Origin of the sequence: Sphingomonas sp. Leaf34 (assembly GCF_001421805.1) — a bacterium.
In the GTDB taxonomy this organism is placed as follows: Bacteria; Pseudomonadota; Alphaproteobacteria; order Sphingomonadales; family Sphingomonadaceae; genus Sphingomonas.
Map to the genome: position 1 here is coordinate 314,095 of NZ_LMLC01000005.1, position 20,490 is coordinate 334,584.

The 20,490-nt window shown below is 67.0% G+C and carries 19 protein-coding genes; 8 read left to right on the forward strand and 11 right to left on the reverse strand.

What is annotated here, in order from left to right; translation table 11 throughout:
- Positions 1–54: 54 nt before the first annotated feature.
- The 4 genes from glgC to ASF00_RS15860 are packed head-to-tail and all read left to right on the forward strand — an operon-like array spanning position 55 to position 5,273.
- Positions 55–1,317, forward strand: a complete 1,263-nt coding sequence (gene glgC, locus ASF00_RS15845) for a glucose-1-phosphate adenylyltransferase (RefSeq protein WP_082463496.1) — start codon at positions 55–57, stop codon at positions 1,315–1,317.
- A 40-nt stretch (positions 1,318–1,357) separates the two neighbouring features.
- A complete protein-coding gene (gene glgA / locus ASF00_RS15850) occupies positions 1,358–2,806 on the forward strand; it encodes a glycogen synthase GlgA (protein WP_055881485.1) in 1,449 nt (482 codons plus the stop codon).
- Complete coding sequence (locus ASF00_RS15855) at positions 2,803–4,422, forward strand: alpha-D-glucose phosphate-specific phosphoglucomutase (protein ID WP_055881494.1); 1,620 nt, start codon at positions 2,803–2,805, stop codon at positions 4,420–4,422. The genes glgA and ASF00_RS15855 overlap by 4 nt, the downstream gene beginning before the upstream one ends.
- 14 nt (positions 4,423–4,436) lie before the next feature.
- Entirely contained in the window at positions 4,437–5,273 is an 837-nt protein-coding gene (locus ASF00_RS15860) for an HpcH/HpaI aldolase/citrate lyase family protein (RefSeq protein ID WP_055881504.1), read from the forward strand.
- Between the two features lie 13 nt (positions 5,274–5,286).
- Here the strand turns inward: ASF00_RS15860 and ASF00_RS15865 are convergent, their stop codons facing one another.
- The 5 genes from ASF00_RS15865 to ASF00_RS15885 are packed head-to-tail and all read right to left on the reverse strand — an operon-like array spanning position 5,287 to position 9,156.
- Entirely contained in the window at positions 5,287–5,550 is a 264-nt protein-coding gene (locus ASF00_RS15865) for a hypothetical protein (RefSeq protein WP_055881506.1), read from the reverse strand.
- Positions 5,551–5,598: 48 nt separating this feature from the next.
- Positions 5,599–6,180 (reverse strand): ABC-type transport auxiliary lipoprotein family protein, encoded by a 582-nt coding sequence (locus ASF00_RS15870; protein ID WP_055881508.1) that lies wholly within the window; start codon positions 6,178–6,180, stop codon positions 5,599–5,601.
- Between the two features lie 8 nt (positions 6,181–6,188).
- On the reverse strand, positions 6,189–7,151 hold the full coding sequence (locus ASF00_RS15875; protein WP_055881510.1) for an MlaD family protein: 963 nt from the start codon (positions 7,149–7,151) through the stop codon (positions 6,189–6,191).
- Positions 7,151–8,047 carry an ABC transporter ATP-binding protein gene (locus ASF00_RS15880; protein ID WP_055881512.1) on the reverse strand — a complete coding sequence of 299 codons (897 nt, stop codon included), beginning with the start codon at positions 8,045–8,047 and terminating at the stop codon, positions 7,151–7,153. Before ASF00_RS15880 ends, ASF00_RS15875 begins: the two co-directional genes overlap by 1 nt.
- On the reverse strand, positions 8,047–9,156 hold the full coding sequence (locus ASF00_RS15885; protein ID WP_055881514.1) for an ABC transporter permease: 1,110 nt from the start codon (positions 9,154–9,156) through the stop codon (positions 8,047–8,049). Before ASF00_RS15885 ends, ASF00_RS15880 begins: the two co-directional genes overlap by 1 nt.
- A 62-nt stretch (positions 9,157–9,218) precedes the next feature.
- Between ASF00_RS15885 and ASF00_RS15890 the strand changes: the two genes are divergently transcribed.
- Together ASF00_RS15890 and ASF00_RS15895 are read left to right on the forward strand one after the other, a co-directional pair.
- The gene (locus ASF00_RS15890; RefSeq protein WP_055881518.1) at positions 9,219–9,935 is read left to right on the forward strand and encodes an HAD family hydrolase; all 717 of its coding nucleotides are present in this window, start codon (positions 9,219–9,221) and stop codon (positions 9,933–9,935) included.
- Between the two features lie 296 nt (positions 9,936–10,231).
- Positions 10,232–10,843, forward strand: a complete 612-nt coding sequence (locus tag ASF00_RS15895; RefSeq protein ID WP_055881520.1) for a cupin domain-containing protein — start codon at positions 10,232–10,234, stop codon at positions 10,841–10,843.
- A gap of 429 nt (positions 10,844–11,272) precedes the next feature.
- Here the strand turns inward: ASF00_RS15895 and ASF00_RS15905 are convergent, their stop codons facing one another.
- The 3 genes from ASF00_RS15905 to ASF00_RS15915 all read right to left on the reverse strand — a co-directional run bounded on the left by ASF00_RS15905 (position 11,273) and on the right by ASF00_RS15915 (position 17,043).
- The gene (locus ASF00_RS15905; RefSeq protein WP_055881527.1) at positions 11,273–12,541 is read right to left on the reverse strand and encodes a DUF445 domain-containing protein; all 1,269 of its coding nucleotides are present in this window, start codon (positions 12,539–12,541) and stop codon (positions 11,273–11,275) included.
- Between the two features lie 87 nt (positions 12,542–12,628).
- Positions 12,629–15,859 carry an efflux RND transporter permease subunit gene (locus ASF00_RS15910; RefSeq protein WP_055881530.1) on the reverse strand — a complete coding sequence of 1,077 codons (3,231 nt, stop codon included), beginning with the start codon at positions 15,857–15,859 and terminating at the stop codon, positions 12,629–12,631.
- A gap of 5 nt (positions 15,860–15,864) precedes the next feature.
- On the reverse strand, positions 15,865–17,043 hold the full coding sequence (locus tag ASF00_RS15915; RefSeq protein WP_055881533.1) for an efflux RND transporter periplasmic adaptor subunit: 1,179 nt from the start codon (positions 17,041–17,043) through the stop codon (positions 15,865–15,867).
- Between the two features lie 230 nt (positions 17,044–17,273).
- Here ASF00_RS15915 and ASF00_RS15920 point away from each other — a divergent pair, with 230 nt between their 5' ends.
- On the forward strand, positions 17,274–18,005 hold the full coding sequence (locus ASF00_RS15920) for an SIMPL domain-containing protein (protein ID WP_055881536.1): 732 nt from the start codon (positions 17,274–17,276) through the stop codon (positions 18,003–18,005).
- Between the two features lie 197 nt (positions 18,006–18,202).
- On the opposite strand, the gene ASF00_RS15925 is transcribed toward ASF00_RS15920, so the two are convergent.
- The 3 genes from ASF00_RS15925 to ASF00_RS15935 all read right to left on the reverse strand — a co-directional run bounded on the left by ASF00_RS15925 (position 18,203) and on the right by ASF00_RS15935 (position 19,184).
- Complete coding sequence (locus ASF00_RS15925) at positions 18,203–18,460, reverse strand: GlsB/YeaQ/YmgE family stress response membrane protein (RefSeq protein WP_055881539.1); 258 nt, start codon at positions 18,458–18,460, stop codon at positions 18,203–18,205.
- Positions 18,461–18,553: 93 nt separating this feature from the next.
- Positions 18,554–18,853, reverse strand: a complete 300-nt coding sequence (sciP, locus tag ASF00_RS15930; RefSeq protein ID WP_055881542.1) for a CtrA inhibitor SciP — start codon at positions 18,851–18,853, stop codon at positions 18,554–18,556.
- Between the two features lie 103 nt (positions 18,854–18,956).
- Entirely contained in the window at positions 18,957–19,184 is a 228-nt protein-coding gene (locus ASF00_RS15935) for a hypothetical protein (RefSeq protein ID WP_200910277.1), read from the reverse strand.
- Positions 19,185–19,379: 195 nt separating this feature from the next.
- Here ASF00_RS15935 and mnmA point away from each other — a divergent pair, with 195 nt between their 5' ends.
- A complete protein-coding gene (gene mnmA, locus ASF00_RS15940) occupies positions 19,380–20,489 on the forward strand; it encodes a tRNA 2-thiouridine(34) synthase MnmA (RefSeq protein ID WP_055881546.1) in 1,110 nt (369 codons plus the stop codon).
- Position 20,490: the final 1 nt, after the last annotated feature.

Genomic DNA, 20,490 nt, shown 5'->3' on the forward strand with positions numbered 1-20,490 from the left:
AACAACCCGCGGGTGACGGGGCGTTATACCGCGGACGATTAGGGAGAGACGGACATGGTTGAACGGCGGGGACAGCCACTGGCGCGCGACGCGATGGCGTATGTGCTGGCCGGTGGCCGCGGCAGTCGGCTGATGGAGCTGACCGATACGCGCGCGAAACCCGCGGTGTATTTCGGCGGCAAGGCACGGATCATCGATTTCGCGCTGTCGAACGCGATCAATTCGGGCATCCGCCGGATCGGCGTGGCCACGCAGTACAAGGCGCATTCGCTGATCCGCCATTTGCAAAGCGGCTGGAACTTCCTGCGCTCCGAACGCAACGAGAGCTTCGACATCCTGCCCGCGTCGCAGCGGATCAGCGAGTTCCAATGGTATGAGGGCACCGCCGACGCGGTGTACCAGAATATCGACATCATCGAGAGCCACGCGCCCGAATACATGGTCATCCTGGCGGGCGATCATATCTACAAGATGGATTACGAGCTGATCCTGCAACAGCATTGCGAGACCGGCGCGGACGTCACGATCGCCTGTCTCGAAGTGCCGCGGATGGAGGCGGTCGGCTTCGGCGTGATGGCGGTCGACGAGCATGACAACGTCACCGCGTTCGTCGAGAAGCCCGCCGATCCCCCGGCGATTCCGGGCAATCCGGACATCGCGCTGGCATCGATGGGGATCTACGTCTTCCACACTCGGTTGCTGTTCGACGAACTGCGCCGCGATGCCGAGACGCCAGGCTCCGCGCGCGACTTCGGCAAGGACATCATCCCGTACCTCGTGAAGCACGGCAAGGCGGTCGCGCATCGCTTCTCGGACAGCTGCGTGCGATCGGAGGGCGAAGTCGAGGCCTATTGGCGTGACGTCGGGACGGTCGATGCCTATTGGGAGGCCAATATCGATCTGACCGACGTGGTGCCCAAGCTCGATCTGTACGACCGCAGCTGGCCGCTATGGACTTATTCGGAGGTCACGCCCCCCGCCAAGTTCGTTCATGCCGATGACGGGCGGCGCGGCGAAGCGGTGTCGAGCCTTGTTTCGGGCGACTGCATCATCTCGGGGTCGTCGATCCATCGCAGCCTGATCTTCACGGGCACGCGCGCGCACAGCTATTCGATGCTCGACCAGGCAGTGATCCTGCCGCATTGCGAGATCGGTCGCGGTGCGCGACTGTCCAAGGTGGTAGTCGATCGCGGCGTGGTGATCCCGGACGGCCTCGTCGTCGGCGAGGATGCCGCACTCGACGCGCACCGCTTCCGCCGTACCGACAATGGCGTGGTGCTCGTGACCAAATCGATGATCGACCGGCTGACCGAATGAGCATGCGACCGGCGCGGGCGTCGCTGCAACGGGAGTTCGAATGATGCGCGTCCTTTCGGTGGCGTCGGAGGCGTATCCGCTGATCAAGACCGGCGGGCTGGCGGACGTGGTCGGCGCGCTGCCCGCCGCGCTCGCGCATCACGGCGTCGCGATGACGACCTTCCTCCCCGGCTACCCCGCGCTCGCGGCAGTCACCAGGAAGGCGAAGGTCGTGCATCGCTATGCCGACTTGCTCGGCGTCGAAGCGCGGATCCTGGCGGCGAAGATTGGTGAGCATCCGCTCCTGATCCTCGACGCGCCCAGCCTGTTCGCGCGCGGCGGTGGCCCGTACGGCGACGCGACCGGCGCCGACTGGGTCGACAACTGGCTCCGGTTCGCCGCGTTCGGCCGTGCCGCCGCGGATCTCGCCTCGGGTGTGATCGAGGGGCAGGAGTTCGCCATCCTCCACGCGCATGACTGGCAGGCGGCGATGGCGCCCGCCTATCTGCGCTATGCCCCCGGCCCCGGTGCCCCGGCCAAGACGATCGTCACGATCCACAATATCGCGTTCCAGGGCCGCTATGGCGCGGAGATCTTCGCCGATCTCGCGCTGCCCGATGCGGCGTTCGCGCTCGATGGCGTCGAATATTATGGCGGTGTGGGCTTCCTGAAGGCCGGTCTCGAAGCGGCCGATGCGATCACCACGGTCAGCCCGACCTATGCCGCCGAGATCCGGCGCGGCGAATTCGGCATGGGGCTCGAAGGGCTGATCAACGTCCGGGCCGATCGCCTCACGGGGATCGTCAACGGCATCGACCCCGCAGTCTGGAACCCCGCCACCGACGCGGCGCTGCCGTCGCGCTACACCGCACGCACGCTCACCCGTCGCCGCGCGAACAAGCGCGCGGTCGAGACTCTCTATGGGCTCGACAGCGGCGACGGGCCGATCTTCACCGTCATCAGCCGGCTGACGTGGCAGAAGGGCATGGACGTCCTCGTCGCGACGCTCGACGAACTGGTCGCGCTCGGCGGCCGGCTCGCGCTGCTCGGCTCGGGCGATGCCGCGCTCGAAGGCGCCTTTCTCGCTGCCGCCGAGCGCCACCCCGGCCGGGTCGGCGTCCGCATCGGCTATGACGAGCCGGTCTCGCATCTGCTCCAGGCGGGCGCCGACGCGATCCTGATCCCGTCGCGGTTCGAACCCTGCGGCCTGACGCAGCTTTACGGCCTCGCTTATGGCTGCATCCCCGTCGTCGCGCGCACCGGCGGGCTCGCCGACACGGTGATCGACGCAAACGAGGCCGCGATCGCCGCGGGCGTCGCCACCGGCATCCAGCATGACGGCATCACGCCCGAAGCACTCAGCCATGCGTTGCGCCGAACGTTCGCGCTCTATGCACGCCCCGATCGGTGGGCCATGTTGCAGCGCAACGCGATGCGCGCGGACTTCTCGTGGGACGAGAGCGGTCGGCGTTACGCAAACCTCTATTCGAGCCTTCTGGAGCCCGCATGATCCGCACCGTTTCGACCACGCCCTATAGCGACCAGAAGCCCGGCACCTCGGGCCTGCGCAAGAAGGTGAAGGTCTTCCAGCAGCCCAATTACGCGGAGAACTTCGTCCAGTCGGTGTTCGACGTGGTCGCGGACAAGGCGGGCGCGACGCTGGTGATCGGTGGCGATGGCCGCTTTCTCAACCGCGAGGTGATCCAGGTCGCGATCCGGATGGCCGCGGCGAACGGTTTTGGCCGCGTGATCGTCGGGCGCGGCGGCATCCTGTCGACGCCCGCCGCGAGCCACATGATCCGCAAGCGTGGCGCGATCGGCGGGCTGGTCCTGTCCGCCAGCCACAACCCCGGCGGTCCCGACGAGGATTTCGGGATCAAGTACAACATCGCCAATGGCGGCCCCGCACCCGAATCGATCACCGACGCGATCAACGCGCGCACGCTCGAGATCGACCGCTGGCTGACCGTCGATGCGGCCGACATCGATCTCGACCAGGACGGCGAGGTCATGGTCGGTGACATGCCCGTCGAGGTCGTCGATCCGGTCGAAGACTATGCCGCGCTGATGGAGACGCTGTTCGATTTCGACGCGATCCGCGCCGCGAAGCTGACGATTGCGTTCGACGCGATGAGCGCGGTCACCGGGCCCTATGCGACCGAGATCCTCGAACGCCGGCTGGGCTTTGCGGCTGGCACGGTGCGCAACGGCATGCCGCTCCCCGATTTCGGCGGGCATCACCCCGACCCCAATCTCGTCCACGCGCACGCGCTGTACGAGACGATGATGGCCCCCGACGCGCCCGATTTCGGCGCAGCCTCGGACGGCGACGGCGACCGCAACCTGATCATCGGCAAGCACCGGTTCGTCACCCCCTCCGACAGCCTCGCGATGCTGGCGGCGAACGCGCACCTCGCGCCTGGTTATGCAGGCGGGCTCAAGGGTATCGCCCGCTCGATGCCGACCAGCGCGGCGGCGGACCGCGTCGCGGCAGCGCTGGGCATCCCCGCCTATGAGACGCCGACCGGCTGGAAATTCTTCGGCAATCTGCTCGATGCGGGGATGGCGACGATCTGCGGCGAGGAGAGCGCGGGGACCGGCTCCGACCATGTCCGCGAGAAGGACGGGCTGTGGGCGGTGCTGCTCTGGCTCAACATCCTCGCGGTCCGCGGCGAGAGCGTCGACGCAATCGCGCAGGATCACTGGGCCAAGTTCGGCCGCAACTATTACGCCCGCCACGATTACGAGGGTGTCGAGACGGCGCGCGCCGATGCGCTGATAGCGGCGTTGCGCACCAGCCTCGCCACGCTGCCCGGCCAGACATTCGACGACCTGACCGTCGAGACCGCGGACGAGTTCGCCTATACCGACCCGACCGACGGCTCGATCAGCCGCAACCAGGGCGTGCGCATCCTGTTCGCCGGCGGCAGCCGCGTCGTGTTCCGCCTATCGGGCACGGGCACCAGCGGCGCGACGTTGCGCGTGTATCTCGAACGCTACGACCCCGTCGGCGGCGACCTCGACCGCGACACTGGCGAGATGCTCGCGAGCATCGTCGCCGCCGCGGAGTCGATTGCAGGTATCACCGAGTATACCGGACGCCTGAAGCCCGACGTCATCACCTGATGCAGGCTGGCAGAATGACGCATCGACCACGCCGCAGCGCGCTCTACATGCCCGCGTCCAACCCGCGGGCGATCGCCAAGGCACGGACGCTCGCCTGCGACGTCGTCATTCTCGACCTGGAGGACGCCGTCGCGCCCGAGGAAAAGGGCGCCGCACGCGACCGGGTCGTTGCGACCGTGCGCGACGGGGGTTTCGGCGCACGCGAACTCGTGGTCCGGATCAACGGCCTCGAGACGCCATGGTACGCGGATGACATCGCTGCGGTACGCGGGATCGGCGTCGATGCGGTGCTGGTGCCCAAGCTGTCCTACCCGGCTGAGTTGAATGCGGTCCGCAGCTCGCTTGGCGACGACGGCACGCCAATCTGGGCGATGATCGAGACCTGTGCCGCGATCCTGTCGCTGCCGGCGCTGTCCGACGCTGCGGCGTCGGCGCGACTGACCGCGCTGGTGGCGGGCACGAACGATCTTGCCAAGGAGATGCGGTGCCGACTTGGAGCGGAGCGCACGCCGTTGTTCCCGGCGCTCGCGTCGATCTTGATGGCCGCTCGCGCCGCGGGGATCGTCGCGCTCGATGGCGTCTGTAACGCGCTCGACGATCCGGCGCGATTTGATGCCGAATGCGCGCAAGGCGCGATGCTGGGGTTCGACGGCAAGACGCTGATCCACCCCTCGCAGATCGAGGCAGCAAATACCGCCTTCGGTCCGAGCAAGGACGAACTGGCATGGGCGCGCGCGATCGTCGCGGCGTTCGCGGTTCCTGATAATGCGGACAAGGGCGCCATCCGCCTCGATGGCCAGATGGTCGAGCGGCTGCACCTCGCCCAAGCGGAAGCTGTGCTGCGGCTCTGACGCAGGCCAGCGCTCAACCCTTCGCGTTCGCGCGCCGGGTGGCCCAGCCCTTCTTCGCGGCGGCAGACCGGTCGCCTGCCCCCGATGCCGTGTGCGTATCTGGCTTGCCCCGGCCGGAGCCGGACTTGTTGCCGCCGCCCGAATCCTTGTTCACCGTGGCCCAGGCGCGCGCTTGCGCTTCCGGCTCGGGAACGCCGCTCGCCTCATAGCCGTCGGCGATATGCGCGGCCTTGCGCTTCTGCTTGTCGGTATACGCGTCCTTGTCGCCCTGCGGCATTGCAGCTCTCCTGGTCAGGGAGCGTCAACGTTCAGAGCGACGCCGCGTTCACCGCCCGATCCAGTCCGCCACCTCGGTCGCGACCTGGTTCGCCGCCTGGTTGATCCCCGCCGCCGCCGAGGGCGCGTCGATCGCCGACACCGGCACGCGCGCCTCGAAACGATGCTTCTCGACCGACGTCTTGCCGACGCGGGTGAGCGAGGCGTCGAACGTCACGACCGCCTCGCGCGTCGTCGCATCGAGGCCGAACGCGCGGAGTTCGCCGCCCAGCAAGCCGCCCGGATCGCCGATCGACTGCGCGGTCGACAGCACCACGAGTCCGGTCCGCGACGCGACCGTGTCCGATACCAACCGTGCGAACAGACGCGCCGGCGGCTCCGCCCACTGCGCATCGGTCACATAGGCGATCGAGGTCGGGGTGGCCTGCACGGGCACGCGCGCGGTCGCCAGCGACTGCGGCACGACGGGCACCTGGATCGTGATCGACTTGCTCGTCGCCGAATCCTGGTTCTGCCCGACCGTCACGGTCGACGCACTCGTCAGCGTCAGCAGCGTGGGGGGCGGCTTGGCGCCGAAGCTGATGCACCCGGCAAGCGGCAGCATCGCGATCAGGATGAGCGGTGTCTTCATGGCGTGCCTCACTTACCCTTGTAATCCGGGAGCTTCTGCTGCCCGATCAGCGAACTCGCACCCTGCTGGTCGACCTTTTCGGCGACCGACGACAAGGCCGCCGCGGTCGTCCGCAGATCGCGGACCAGACGGTTGGCCTCGGGGATCGTCGTCTTCGAAAAGGCCTGCAACCCCGGCCGCGCATCGCCGATCGCCGAATTCAGCGTATCGGCGCTCCGCTGCGCGGAGACGATCGCCTTGTTCAGATTGGCCATTGCCGGCTTCACGTCCTCGGACAGGACGCCGTTGGTGGTCTTGGCGAGAACGCCGAACTGTTGCGCGGCATCGCCGGCCTGCTGGATCGCAACGCGCGTCTGCGCAAGCGTCGCGGCGATCTCCGGACCGCGATCGGCGAGCGCATCGGTCAACCGGTTGGTGTTTTCGAGAATGCCCGCGATCGATGCCTGGTTACGGTCGGTCAGCAGCCCGGTCAGCCGCTCGGTCAGCGTCGACAGCCGCTCAAGCAACTGCGGGGCCGAGTTCAGGATCGCGCCGAGGCCGCCCTGCTTGGTCGGAATGACCGGTACGCCATAGGGGCAAGGCTGGCCGTTGACGTCGGGGCATGCGACTGCCGGAGCGCCCTTGCGCGCACCATCGAGCGATACCTGGCTGACGCCGGTGAAGCCGACGCCCGAGATCGACGCGGTCGTGCCCTGCAGCACCGGGGTCTCGTCGTTGACGCTGATCCGGACGCGGACGAACTGCGGATCGTTCTTCCACAGCGAAATCGTCTTCACCTGGCCAGACGGCACGCCCGAGAACACCACCGCGGACCCGCGCGCGAGCCCGTCGACCGACTGGCGGAAGAAGATGTCATATTCCTTCTCTTCCTTGCCGCCAAGCCGCGCGATCCACACGGTGAACAGCGCCAGCAAGGCGAGCAAGATCAGCACGACGGCGCCGACTAGGACGTGGTTCGAACGGGTTTCCATCAGCGCGTCCTTGCTTCTTTCTCGGCGTATGTCGCGTCGGCGTCGTCCGGCGCGGACTGCTTGGACTGGACTTCGGTAGGATGTTGTGCAGCTTGCTCGTCGGCGCGCGCGTGCGCCTCCTGCGTCGCGACCGCGGCACGACCGCGCGGCCCCTTGAAATATTCCTCGATCCACGGGTGATCGAGCGCGATCAGTTCATCGATCGTCCCGACCGCGATCACCTTCTTGTCGGCGAGCACCGCGACCCGGTCGCAGATCGCATAGAGCGTGTCGAGGTCGTGCGTGATCAGGAACACCGTCAGCCCCAGCGTCTTCTGCAACGACTGGATCAACCCGTCGAACGCCGCGGCACCGATCGGATCGAGCCCGGCGGTCGGTTCGTCGAGAAACAGCAGTTCCGGATCGAGCGCAAGCGCCCGCGCCAGCCCCGCGCGCTTCTTCATGCCGCCCGACAATTCGGCGGGAAACTTGTTCGCGGCGTCGGCAGGCAGGCCGGTCATCACGACCTTGTACGACGCGATCTCCGAGAGCAGCGCGCCTGTCAGGTCCGGGTAGAATTCGCGCAACGGCACTTCGACATTCTCGGCCACTGTCAGCGTCGAGAACAGCGCACCGCCCTGGAACAAGACGCCCCAGCGCTTGCGAATCTCGGTCGCTTCGGTTTCTTCGCGACCGATATTGGGCTCGCCGAAGACGCTGATCTCGCCCGCCGCGGGGGTCTGCAGCCCGATGATCGACCGCATCAGCACCGACTTGCCGGTACCCGACCCGCCGACCACGCCGAGTATCTCGCCGCGCCGCACGTCGAGGTCGAGCCCTTCGTGCACCACCGAGTCGCCGAATGCGTTCTTCAGCCCCTTTACGGAGATGAGGATATCGTCTGTCTTGCGGGGCATCAGTCCCAACCCAACCAGGTGAAGAACACCGCGAAGAACGCGTCGAGGACGATCACGAGGAAAATGCCCTGGACCACCGCCGAGGTGGTCCGCAGGCCGACCTGCTCGGCGTCGGATTCGACCTGCATCCCCTGGAAGCAGCCCGCGATCGCGATGATCGCGCCGAACACCGGCGCCTTGATCAGCGAGATGTACAGGTCGGTGATCGGCACGACCTCGCGGATGCGCGCGATGAAGGTGACCGGCGGGATCCCCAGCTGCACCCAGCACAGGAGGCCGCCGCCGATGATCGCGATGACCGACGCGTAGAAGCCGAGCAGCGGCATCATCACGATCGCCGCCAGGACGCGCGGCAGCACCAGCGCCTCCATCGGCGACACGCCGATCGTCCGCATCGCGTCGATCTCTTCGGTCAACTTCATCGTGCCGAGCTGGGCCGCGAAGGCCGAGCCCGAGCGACCGGCGACCATGATCGCCGTCATCAGCAAACCGAGCTCACGGATCGTCAGGCGGCCGACGAGATTGATCGTGAAGACTTCGGCACCGAACTGGCGGAGCTGGACCGCGCCCTGTTGCGCGATGACCATGCCGATCAGGAAGCTCATCAGCCCGACGATGCCGAGTGCGGCGACGCCGACCACCTCGAAGCGCTGGACGACCGCATTGAACCGGAACCGCTGCGGATGACGGATGACGCTGCCGAACGCGACCGTGGTGGCGCCGAGAAAACCGAGCAGCCCGAGCATCGTCTTGCCCGACAGCACGACCGCATCGCCGATCTCGCCGAGCACGCGGCTGACCGCGCCGACCTTGGCAGGCTTGGCGGCGATCGGCTGGTCGGAGGCGACGACCTGGTCGAACAGCGCCTGGTCATTGGCATCGAGCCCATCGATCGTCGCATCGTTGCGCGCGGCGAAGCGGTGGACGATCCAGGCGCCGATCGTGTCGATCCGGTCGACTCCGCTGAGATCGACATGCTTGACCGACGACGCATCGACCGACTCGAGCCGGTCGGGCAGATTGCCGAGCTTGGCCAGCGACAGATCGCCGGTAAACCGAAGCGTGCCGGTATCGGCACCGTCCTGTTGGAAATCGGCCATCGCGCTCATCGGCCGCACCTTTGCGGCAAACCGACTGGATCGGCAAGGTGAATGCGGCGTAAGTCGCGACGATGACCGAAATCTATCCTGCCCGCCCGTCCGGCGCGCCGTCCGTCCGCCTCGCTATCTACGATATGGACAAGACGATCACGCATATGCCGACCTGGACGCCGTTCCTGCTGCATACCGCGCGGACCAGCGGTGCGCCGTGGCGGCTGGCGCTGGTGCCGTTCGCCGGCGTGGCCGCGCTTGGCTATGTCGGGCGGCTGATCAGCCGGGGGCGGTTGAAGTACGTCATGCAGCGGATGATGCTCGGCAAGCGCCTGTCGCCGGCGCAGGAACGCCGCAGCGCGGAGGCGTTTGCCGACCGGGTGGTGCGCGACGGCGTGTTCGCCGGCGCGCGCGCGCGGATCGAGGCGGACCGCGCGGCGGGCTACCGGCTGGTCATGGCGACCGCGTCGTACCGTTTCTATGTCGAGGCGATCGCGCAGCGGCTGGGCTTCGACGCGGTAATCGGGACGGAGAGCCTGCGCGATGCCAAGGGCCATCTGCTGGCGGGTATCGACGGCGAGAACTGCTACGGCCCGGCGAAATTGCGCATGATCGAGGCCTGGATGGAGCGCGAGTGCATCGCCCGGACGGATGCGCATGTGCGGTTCTATTCGGACCATGTGTCAGACGCACCGACGTTCGATTGGGCGGACGAGCCGTTCGCGGTGAATGCGCATGGGCCGCTGCGGTTGCTGGCGAAGGCCAAGGGATGGCCGATGCCCGACTGGGAGCGCTGACGGCCCGCTGACGGCCCGCTGACGGTGGGTCGCCACCTGCGCCGACGATACCGCAGGACCGGCGTAAACATGGTCGAAAACCGATGCCGAAGCCGTCCCCGAAACGGGGCAGAACTGGCCCTTGATCCGGTATTCCGATACGGTGATCGCCGCGCACAGCGATGGCAGGTCCGTCATGTCCGGTCCGTCACGGCAGGTCCGTCACGGCAGGTCCGTCACGGCCGGCCCGTCACGGCCGGCCCGTCACGGCCGGCCCGTCACGAATGCCGTACTGCACGTCACCATCGGGAGGACGTATGGAACGCCGATCGATCTTGGCTCTTCCGCTGGCGATGCTGGCTGGCGGCACCGCGTCGCACGCGGCGTCGCACGACACGATCTCGCCGGCGCGCCTCGGTCCGGTTGGTGCTACGCCCGATCCGCGTTCGGCCGGCGCGTTGCCGGTCGCGGTGGTGCGGGCCGGCAGCGATCGGGCTGGACAGAAACGCCAGATCGGCGTCAGCGCGACAAGCTACAAGGTCGTGACGAGCGACGCGAAGGGCGACCTGTTCGTCATCGAACAGGCCAATCAGCGCCGGGGCGGCCCGCCGATGCATGTCCACCACGGCGAGGACGAACTCTTCTACGTCCTCGACGGCGAGTATGCGGTGCAGGTGGGCGAGACGCGCTACGCGTTGAAAACGGGAGACTGTATCCTGGGGCCGCGTGGCGTTCCGCATGCTTGGGCGTTTGTCGGATCCACGGCCGGCCGTCTGCTCCTGAGCTTTGCCCCCGCCGGCAAGATGGAAGCGTTCTTCAACGCGTGGGAGCAGGACGGCTTTAGTCCTGGCGGCTATTTCACCGAGAAGGACGATAGCTTGATGCGGTCCTACGGCATGGAGCGGCTCGGCCCCCCGCTCAAGCTCTGACCCGCGCCGGCGCGGCCGCGACGAGGATCATCGCCTGCTCGAGCCCGACGATGGGTTTGCCGTTCTCGGGGACAGCAATGTCGAAGATAAGCGTCGCCATGTCGGGCATAAAGACATGCCCTTTGGGCCGATCGCGTCCGGCCCTCCTCGCGTTCGTCGCCCAGCCTTCGCGCCGATGGATGCCTGTGACCGCAGCGATGATCGCCGCACGTCCCTCGGTCCGCTTCTCTGCGACCAGGACGCAGATGGCATCCTTATAGAACGACTCGAACGCCTTTGGATCATGACCAAGCAACCGGATGAGATGTCCGCGACCCTTGGTGCGGCGATCGCACGGATCGCTTGCAGACAGCGGCCGATCCTGTTCGGCGTGGCCGCGTATTGCCTGTCGCCGTGGAGGACCGCGAGCCGGTCGGATGCCGCTACCCGTTACACCAGCACGTCCACGCTGTGGATCACCAGCCCGACCAGGCCGCCGACGATCGTCCCGTTGACACGGATATATTGGAGATCGCGCCCGACTGCGTTCTCCAGCCGGCTGGTGATCGTGTCTGCATCCCAGCTGCGCACGGTGTCGGACACGAGCTTGACGATGCCGTCGCCATAATCCGCCGCCGCGCCGACCGCGGCGCGGCGCACGAACCGGTTGATCGTCCGCGACATCCGCGGATCATGCTGCAGCGTCTCGCCGAACTGGCGCAGCATGTCCCCGAGCTTGCCCGCCATCGCGCGTTCGGGATCGCGCGCGATTGCCAACAATGCGCCGCGCGCCTGTTCCCACAGTCCGTCGAGCCAGCGCTGCATCGCCGGATTGTCGAGCAGGTCGTTCTTCAGCCCCTCGACCCGTTCGCGCATACGGCGATCATATTGCAGGTCCCAGGCGAGCCGATCGAGGCCCTCCTCCGCCTTCAGTCGCAGTGGATGCTCGGGATCCTCCGCCATTTCGGCGAGGAGACGATCGAAACCGCCAATGAGCTTGTCCGCGACAGTGGTATCCAGCCCGGTCCAGCGCAGGATCGAGCCAGCCTTGTCATGGACCATCGCGCGGACGAGGTGATCGTTTGCCGCCAGCGTCTTGGCCGCCCAGCGGATCGCACTTTCGAGCAACGGGGCATGCCGGCGTTCGGCGATCGCCGCCTTTAGAAGCTGACCGAGAATCGGCGAGACCTCCGTCGCCCGCAGGCGGGCCGCGATCCCGGCCTTCACCATGCCGCCGAGCCGCGCAGGATCGAGCCCCTCAAGGATCTGCGCGACCAGTTTGGACGCGCCCTGCCGGAAACGTCCGCCTGCGCCTTCGGGCGGATCGGTCAGCCAGCGCGAGATCGCTCCAGCCACGTCGAGCCGGCGGGTGCGCCGCGCGATGACGACGGGGATCAGGAAGTTCGCGCGGAGGAACTGCGCCAGCGTGTCGCCGATCCGATCCTTGTTGCGCGGCACGATCGCAGTATGCGGGATCGGCAGCCCGAGCGGATGACGGAACAGCGCGGTGACCGCGAACCAGTCGGCCAGCCCGCCGACCATCGCCGCCTCCGCAAAGGCGCGCACGAACGCAAACGCCGGGTGCACGGGGACGAGCGCCCGGCTGACGAAAAACGTCGCCGCCATGACCACGAGCAGGCCGGTGGCGACGATCCGCATGCGGACGAGCGCCGCCGGGGCTGCTTCGCCGACCGGGCGCGTGCGGGATAAAAGCGTCATACCCGAAACAATCCCCCAGCGCGCCGAAGGTTCATGCCGGCGCGGCGGTTCGACCATCCAGGTGCAGCGAGGTGGGACGTCGGGACCTCATTCCGCGGGTTGCGTGCCGTCACCCTGATCGCGGCCATGACCCAGCTTGCCGGTTGTCGGGCCCAGCAGCGGGCCGGGATTGGGGCCGGCAATCCCGATCACGTCATCGCCATTGTCGCCCGGACGATAGGTGAGCAGGCGACGGCTGAGCCGCGGCCCGACACTGCGCTCGATCCCGACGGCAAGGCTGAACGCGGCGGGAATGATCAGCAGAGTCAGCAGCGTCGACAGCGCAAGGCCGCCGATCACGACCGTCCCCATCGGCGCGCGCGACGACGAATCGCCGCTGATCGACATCGCGGTCGGCACCATGCCCGCGACCATCGCGACCGTCGTCATCACGATCGGCTGCGCGCGCTTATGCCCGGCATCGATGATCGCGGTAAACGCATCGACGCCCTTGCTCATCTCGTCGAGCGCGAAGTCGATCAGCAGGATCGAATTCTTGGCGACGATCCCGAGCAGCATCAGAAGCCCGATATAGACCGGCAGCGACAGCGGCTGGCCGGTCGCCCACAGCGCGAGCAACCCGCCGAGCGGCGCGAGCAGCAGCGACCCCATGTTGACGAACGGCGGCAGCACGCGGCGGTACAGCAGCACCAGCACCGCGAAGACGAGGAACGTGCCCGAGATCACCGCGGTGATGAAATTGGTGATCATCTCGGCCTGCCACTTGCTCTGGCCGAGCGTGAGTTCGCTGACGCCGACGGGCAGCGCCTTCATCGACGGCAGCGCATGGACCTGCTTCATCGCGTCCGAGATCACGACGCCGGGCGCGAGATCGGCGCCCAGCGTGATCTGGCGCTGCTGGTTAACCCGGTCGATCTTCGTCGGGCCCGAGCCGAGGCCGATATCCGCGACGAGGTTGAGCGGCACCGAGCCCCCCGACGCGGTCGCGACCGGCAGGTTCTGGATCGTCGACAGGCTGGTCCGCGCCGACTGGTCGAGCGCGACTCGGATCGGGATCTGGCGATCCGAGAGCGAGAAGCGCGCCGAGTTCTGGTCGATATCGCCGAGCGTCGCGATCCGGATCGCGGAGGACAGGGCTTGTGTCGTCACGCCGAGATTGGCGGCAAGATCGAAGCGGGGGCGGATGACGATTTCGGGGCGCTGCATCCCGCCCGACACGCGCGGTGCGGTCAGCGACTTGAGCGCGCCCATCTCGGCGACGATCTTGTCCGCCGCCTGTTGCAGCTTGGCGGGATCGCTGCCACCGAGGACGATCGTCACGTCACGCCCACTGCCGCCCCAGCCGGACTGCGACCGGAACGACACGCGTGCATCGGGGATCGCGGTGAGTTGCGGCGCCAGGCGGCGTTCGAAATCGACCGACTTTTCCTTGCGATCCTCGCGCAGGTTGGCGGTCACGGTGCCGCTGCCGACGCGGGTACGGGCGTAGACCGTGCTGACCGCGGGTTGCTGGCCGAGCAAGGCGCTGACCCGTGCGACCACCGCGTCGGTCTGCGCCAGCGTGGTGCCGGGCACCATCTCGATCTGCGCAGTCGCATCATCCTCATCGCGGGTCGGCTGGAACTGCGAGGGGATGACGGTGAACATGAACAGCGTGATCGCGAACGCCAGGACGCCCGCGCCGATCGCCCACATCCGGTGATCCATGACGCGATTGAACATCTTGCGGATGCCGCCGCGCGCGCGCCAAGCCGCAGCCTTGCGGCTGTCGAGCGTCCAGTGGAGCGTGCGGACGTACCAGTCCATGACCTTACCTTCGCCGTGGCTCGCATGGCCGAACGACTTGAGGAAATACGCGGCGATCATCGGCGTCACGAGACGTGCCACCGCAAGGCTCATCAGCACCGCGGCGACGACGGTCAGGCCGAAATTCTTGAAGAACTGCCCCGCGATACCCGGCATCAGCGCGACCGGCAGGAACACCGCGACGATCGCCATCGTCGTCGCCAGCACCGCGAGACCGATCTCGTCGGCGGCGTCGATCGAGGCCTGATAGGCGGATTTGCCCATCCGCATGTGCCGGACGATGTTCTCGATCTCGACGATCGCGTCATCGACCAGCACGCCCGCGACCAGGCTGAGCGCGAGCAGCGTCATCCCGTTCAGGTCGAAGCCGAGCAGGTCCATGAACCAGAAGGCGGGAATTGCCGACAACGGGATCGCCAGCGCCGAGATCGCGGTCGCGCGCCAGTCGCGCAGGAACAGGAAGACGACGATGACGGCGAGGATCGCGCCCTCGATCATCGCGTGGATCGCGCTCTCATACTGTGCTTCGGTATAGTCGGTGCTGGTATAGCGCTGGACGAACTTGACCGACGGATTGCGCTTCTCGAGCGCGCGCAGCTTATCGACCGCGGCGTGATAGATGGTGACGTCGGACGCCCCCTTGGCACGCTGGAAATCGAACGTGATCGCCTGGCGCCCGTCAACGGTCGCCCGGCTGCGCTGCTCGGCGTAGAGATCGCGGACCTGCGCAATGTCGGCGAGGCGGACGGTGCGGCCATTGCCGACGTTGATCTGCGTCTGGCCCAGATCGCTCGCATCGCGCGCATTGCCGAGCACGCGGATCGACTGTTCGGAGCCGGCGATTTCCGCCCGCCCGCCCGCGGCGTTCAGATTGACCTGCCGCAACTGCGCGTTGACCTGGCTTGCGGTCAGCCCCTGGCTCTGGAGCTTCAGCGGATCGAGGATCACGCGGATCTCGCGGCTGACGCCACCGTTGCGGCTGATCGTCGCCATGCCCGGAATCGACAGCAGTTCCTTGGTGACGGTGTCGTCGATGTACCAGGACAGCTGTTCGACGGTCATGTCGGTGGTGATCGCCGCGAAGCTCGCGACGTCGTTGCCGCTGGTGTTGGCGCGGTAGACCTGCGGTTCGAGGATCCCGTCGGGAAGATCGCTGCGGATCTGCGCGATCGCGTCGCGCACGTCATTGACCGCGCGGTCGATCGGGGTGCCGATGGTGAGCTGGATCACCGTCTCCGAATTGCCTTCGGTCACGGTCGAGTTGATCTCGTCGATGCCCTGCAGCGAGCGGACCGCCGCCTCGACGCGCTGCGTGACCTGCGTCTCCATCTCGGTCGGCGCGGCACCCGGCTGGCTGACGACGACGATCGCGATCGGGAAGTCGATGTCCGGATCGCGGTTGACGTCCATCCGCATGAAGCTGACGATGCCCGCAAGCATCAGGGCCAGGAACAGCACGATCGGCGGGACCGGATTGCGGATCGACCAGGCCGAGATGTTGCGGAAGTTCATGGCTGTCAGCTCGCCTTCTTGGTGATCGGCTTGACCGTCTGTCCGGGCGCCAGGAAGCCGCCTGCGGACTGCACCACGCGCTCCGAGCCGTCGAGCCCGCCCGCGATCGTCACGCCGGCATCGGAGACCTGGCCGATCGTGACGTTGCGCCGCGCGATCTTGTCGCCAGGCCCGACGATATAGACGTAATTGCCCTTCTCGTCGCTCTGCAGCGCCGAATCGGGGAGCAGCGGCGCCTGTGTCACGCCGCCGACGATCGTCGCCGCGGCGAAGCCCCCGGGACGCAGCGCAGGATCATATTTGACCGCGATCCGCGCGATCCCCTGGCGGGTCTGCGGATCGATCACGGGCGAGACCTGCCAGACTTCGCCGGGATAGCCCTGCGTCGTGCCGACGGGCGTGACCGTCGCGCGTGCACCGGCCCGCAGCCCGGTGAGATCGGCCTCGCTCAACTGCGCGCGCATCTCCATCTGGCCGCCCATCGCCATGCGGAACAGCACGCCGGCCGACGGCCCGACGATCTGGCCGGGCTCGACGCCGCGGGTCAACACGAGCCCGGCGGCGGGCGCGCGGATATCGAGCCGGCCGTTGCGCGCGCGCGCCTCGCCGAGCGTGGCCTGCGCAACCTTCACGCGCGCCGCCGCGGCATCGCGAGTCGCCGCCTTGCGCTGCAGATCCGCCTTCGAGATGAAGCCGCGATCGACCAGCTGCCTGGCGCGATCGAGTTCGGCCTGCGCGATCGTCTCGTCGGAGCGTGCGACGCTGACCGACGCGGCGAGCGACGCCGCGGTCTCGGTCTGGACCGACCGATCGACCGTGGCGAGCACCTGCCCCGCCGCGACCCAGGCGCCGGGCTCGACCAGCACGCGCGTGATCATCCCGCCCTCGCCCGCGACGCCGACCGGCATCTCGCGGCGTGCCGCCAGCGTCCCCGTCGCGGAGATCGTCCGATCGACCATCTGCCGCCCCGGCACCACGACCGTGACGCTGGGCAATTGTGCCCCGGGGGCTGCCGCTGCCGCGTCCTTCTTGCCGGACTTGAACGCATAGACCGCGATGGCGATCGCGAGCACGAGAATCACCGCGATGATGATATTGCGGCGGCGGTGCGACGACGCACTATAGTCCGGCAACGCCAGCTGCTCTTCGCTCTCGCTGCCGACCATCTTCGTCTCGTAATTCATGCGCGCCACAATCCCAATTCCGACCGGTCTTGTCTCGACCCGCTTCGCCACTCACACGCTGTGTTATCCGAATAAGTCACCGTGCTCAAGCCCCTCGGCGAGCGCGGATCGGAGACATGCTTCGAATCCGATCTATCCGCAATGCCGTTCGCAGTGGTGGCGGGACGTTCAGCTTGCGTTGACCTGATCCGCGCGACACGCAGACACGTCATGATACGGGAGAGATATCCATGAAGACCGCCTCGTTCCTTACCGCGCTCGCCGCCGTCGCATTGCCGGGGGCCGCCGCGATCGCGCAGAGCGCGCCGACCACGGTCGAACCGATGGTTCCCGCCGCGGGCACCGTGCTCGACGTGACCGCGGAGGGGCGCACGACGCGCATACCCGATCTCGCGACGATCCGCGCTGGCGTCGTCTCGCAGTCGCCGACCGCCGCCGCAGCGCTGACCGACAATGCGCAACGCATGGCCAAAGTCCTCGCCGCGCTGAAGCGCGCGGGCGTGGCGCCACGCGACATCGCAACCTCGTCGGTCCAGCTCTCGCCGCAATATCGCTACGCCGACAACCAGCCGCCGGTGATCACCGGGTATCAGGCAACCAATACCGTCTCGATCCGCTTCCGCGACGTCGCGAAGTCCGGCACGATCCTCGACGCGCTGGTGGCCGAGGGCGCAAACCAGATCGACGGGCCGAACCTCTCGATCGACCAGCCCGACGCGGCGCTCGACGAGGCACGGACGAACGCGATCGCGCAGGCGAAGCGGCGCGCCGATCTGTATGCAAAGGCTGCGGGGCTGCGGGTGTCGCGGATCGTATCGATCACCGAATCGGGCCAGGACACGGGTGGCTCGCCGCAACCAATGATGATGATGCGCGCGTCGATGGCCAAGGACAGCACGCAGATCGCACCGGGCGAGAAGGACGTGACGGTCACGCTGTCGGTGCGGTTCCTGCTGAACTGACCATAGCGGCCGATCCCGGCCGCCGTGTCACCCCCCACCCCTGCGCCGGGTGGGGGCCTCCCTCTCCGACCGGCAGAGAGAGGGACACGAAGCCGGCGGTCGGTGAGGATGAGCGGATCGCCGTTTCGCGCATGCACGAAAAAAGGGCCGCCCGGTTACCCGGGCGGCCCTTTTTCTTCGCGTGACGAAGCGAACTTTTAGCGGACGCTACCGCGACGCACCAGGTTCACGATCGCCAGCAACACGACTGCACCGAGCAGCGAAACCAGGAACGACGTCAGCGTCAGCGGTGCGTTGTTGATCGAACCACCCGACAGGACGAGGCCGCCGATAAAAGCACCGACGATGCCGACAACGATATTCAGGAAGATACCCTGCTGCGCGTCGGTGCGCATGATCATGCTAGCAATCCAGCCGATGACGCCGCCGATGATCAGCCAAAGAATGAGACCCATGATATTTTCCCTCCGTTGAACCCGTATCCGGGCGATGGCGGAAAGACGAGCGAGCGGTTATTTTTGTTCCGCCCGCGTTTTGAGTTTTAGAATTCAATACTTTTGTTGGCGCTCGTACAACGACTTATAGTGCTGAATCCGCGTGACCCGCAGACCCGGCATGCCGGACCGGTCGATCGCGCGCTGCCACCCCGCAAATTCCTCGACGGTCAGGCCATAGCGGGCGCAAACATCGTCGACGCTGAGCAATCCGCCATTCACGGCTGCGACCACCTCCGCCTTGCGACGCACCACCCACCGCGTGGTGCTGGGCGGCGGCAGCGTGTCGAGCGTCAGCTGCTCGCCAAGCGGGCCAATGACCTTGCCGGGACGGATTTTCTGGTTCTCGATCATTTGAAACCTCTGATCGGGGCGGGGGGCCCCCTCTCGATACGCACACACGACACATAGTCGCAGGAGTTGAAGATCGGCTGAAACGCCGCGGTAAACCGCATCTTCATTCGTCCTTCCACCGGGTTAAAGCCGCTGCCATCGGCCCGTTGAATGCACCATGAAGCGGTGCGAACAGTTTCGGGTCGATCGCCGTTCGCGCGAAGCTGGCCTGCACCACCGCGGTCGGGCTCGCTGCCTGGCGGGCGGCGATACCGACGATCAGGACCGCGAGATCACCCGGAAGGACGGTGATCTCGGCGTCGCGATCAAAACGGGGAAAGCTCAGGTCCAACGGGATACTCGCGTTTACTCTTGGGAAGCCCGGTCTAGCGCGAGGGGGTGAAGGGACCGTAAAACTCGTCGAAAGATCTCGTGAACTTGTCGCTTTTTTGCAATCGCTGGTCGCGTTTTTCGCTCATTTCATCCTGACCCACGTTAATCATTGCATCTTTTTGCAACCGCACGCCGTCGCGCTTATGTGGGGACCATGGATCAGACCGATTTTCAGCTCGGGCCGGCGACGGCCGGAAAGCGCATCGTCGTGGCGATGTCCGGTGGTGTCGACAGCTCGGTGGTCGCCGCGCTCGCGCATGCCACCGGCGCCGAGACGATCGGCGTGACGTTGCAGCTCTACGATCACGGCGAGGCGATCGGGCGCGCGGGCTCGTGCTGTGCCGGGCGCGATATCCGCGACGCGCGCGCGGTGTGCGACCGGCTCGGGATCGCGCATTATGTGTTCGATCACGAGACGAGTTTCCGCGAACAGGTCGTCGACAAATTCGCCGACGAATATCTGGCAGGGCGTACGCCGATCCCGTGCGTCCAGTGCAACATGGGCCCCAAGTTCACCGACCTGCTGAAGCTGGCCCGTGATCTGGGTGCGGATTGCCTAGCGACCGGACATTATGTCCGGCGGGTCGAGGGCACGCACGGCGCCGAACTCCACCGCGGTGCGGATCCGGCGCGCGACCAGAGCTATTTCCTGTTCGCGACGACGCAGACGCAGCTCGACTATCTGCGTTTCCCGCTGGGCGGCCTGCCCAAGGCGCGGGTGCGCGAGATAGCCGCCGAACTGGGGCTCGGTGTCGCGGCCAAGCCCGACAGCCAGGATATCTGCTTCGTGCCCGACGGCGATTATGCCGGGCTGGTAAAGAAGCTGCGGCCCGAGGCGGCGGAGACCGCGGGCGATATCGTCGATCTGGGTGGTGCGAAGCTCGGCGAACATCGCGGGCTGATCCACTTCACCGTCGGCCAGCGGCGCGGGCTGGAGATCGGGGGCAGTCCCGAGCCGCTGTACGTCGTGCGCGTCGAGCCCGCGACGAAGCGGGTCGTCGTGGGGCCGCGGCGCGCACTGGCGGTCGCGGCGGCGCGGATGACCGATATCAATTGGCTCGGCGGCGACTTTACCGGGCCGCTCACCGCGAAGGTGCGGTCGATGGCGAAGCCCGTGCCCGCGCGTCTGGTCGGCGACCGGGTTGTGTTCGATTCGCCGGAATATGGCGTCGCGCCGGGACAGGCCGCGGTGCTCTATGCGGGCGAACGCGTGCTGGGCGGCGGCTGGATCGCGGAGACCGAGGCGGCACTCGCCGCCGCCTGAC